Genomic DNA, 1,169 nt, shown 5'->3' on the forward strand with positions numbered 1-1,169 from the left:
GGTAATCCACTATCATTCAGTTGATGTTATGTAATATGAATTAGACATATTTTCATCATGGGGAAACGGGGACCAAAACCAAAATACACTAATGTTGCTTGTCCTAATGAAGACTGTGAATATTATGATCTTACCGGGAAAGGCAATGTTATAGCTAATGGAACTTATCAGATCAAAGGTAAACGTATCAGGAAATACATCTGCCGCGAATGCGGCAGAGTATTTTGTGATCGTACAAACACCTTTTATTATGACATGCGAAAAGAAGAATCAATCGTAATGTTAGCTTTGAAGATGTCTATAAAAGGAATGAGCATTGAAGCAATTGCTGATGTACTGGAAATTCAACCAATCACTGTCAGTAACTGGATATCCCGTGCAGCAGAGCAATGTGATAATGTTCATCAGGAAAAGGTGAAAGATCTGAATATTCCAAAAGTAGAGATGGATGAACTATGGACGATAGTTGAAAAAAAGTAGTTCCATCAACAGCTAATTTTGTCGACGATGATGGATCATGGCTGTGGGTAAGTTTTGCACCTCACTTCAGACTGATAATCGATTTCACAATCGGACCAAGAAAACAGTATGTAGCTAATAGATTGGTTGAACTTACGGATAAGTGTCTTTCAGGATTGAAACCACTTTTTGTTACAGATGGATTAAGATTCTATTCTGAAGCACTTTTACAAAAATACGGTAAATGGGTGGAGTTTCCAAGAACTGGAAAAAGAGGGAGACCTAAAATCCCAAAGCTTGTTCCTGATAAAGACCTCAGATATGCTCAGATCATCAAAGAACGAGAAGGTGGGAAGCTGCAAAGAGTTGAAAAGAAGATCGTTTTTGGAAAGAACATAGAGCAAAAAGAGATATCAACAAGCTTGATTGAAAGACAGAATCTAACATTCAGACAGGACAATAATAGGATTTCAAGGAAGACTCTGGGCTTTTCAAAAAAACTTGAGTGCTTATATGGCCAGATAAGGCTCTATTGTACTTATTTCAACTTCTGTAGAGAACATGCTGGATTAGTGCAGAATGATAAAGATGGTGTAAAGCACAAAAGAACACCTGCTCAGCAATCAGGGATTGCTGAGAAGAAGTGGACTTTGAGAGAACTCTTGAAATTCAAGTGTTCAAAAACGCCAACCAATTAATACAGGACTACC

Annotated in this window: 1 protein-coding gene; it reads left to right on the forward strand. The window is 37.5% G+C overall.

What is annotated here, in order from left to right:
* Window positions 1–57: 57 nt before the first annotated feature.
* A protein-coding gene (locus CUN85_RS12830; protein WP_135390696.1) for a helix-turn-helix domain-containing protein occupies window positions 58–1,157 on the forward strand; the annotation gives its coding sequence in 2 pieces (window positions 58–469 and window positions 469–1,157; 1,101 coding nt in all).
* The last annotated feature ends 12 nt before the right edge of the window (window positions 1,158–1,169 follow it).

The organism is Methanolobus halotolerans, from assembly GCF_004745425.1.
GTDB classification, from domain to species: Archaea; Halobacteriota; Methanosarcinia; order Methanosarcinales; family Methanosarcinaceae; genus Methanolobus; species Methanolobus halotolerans.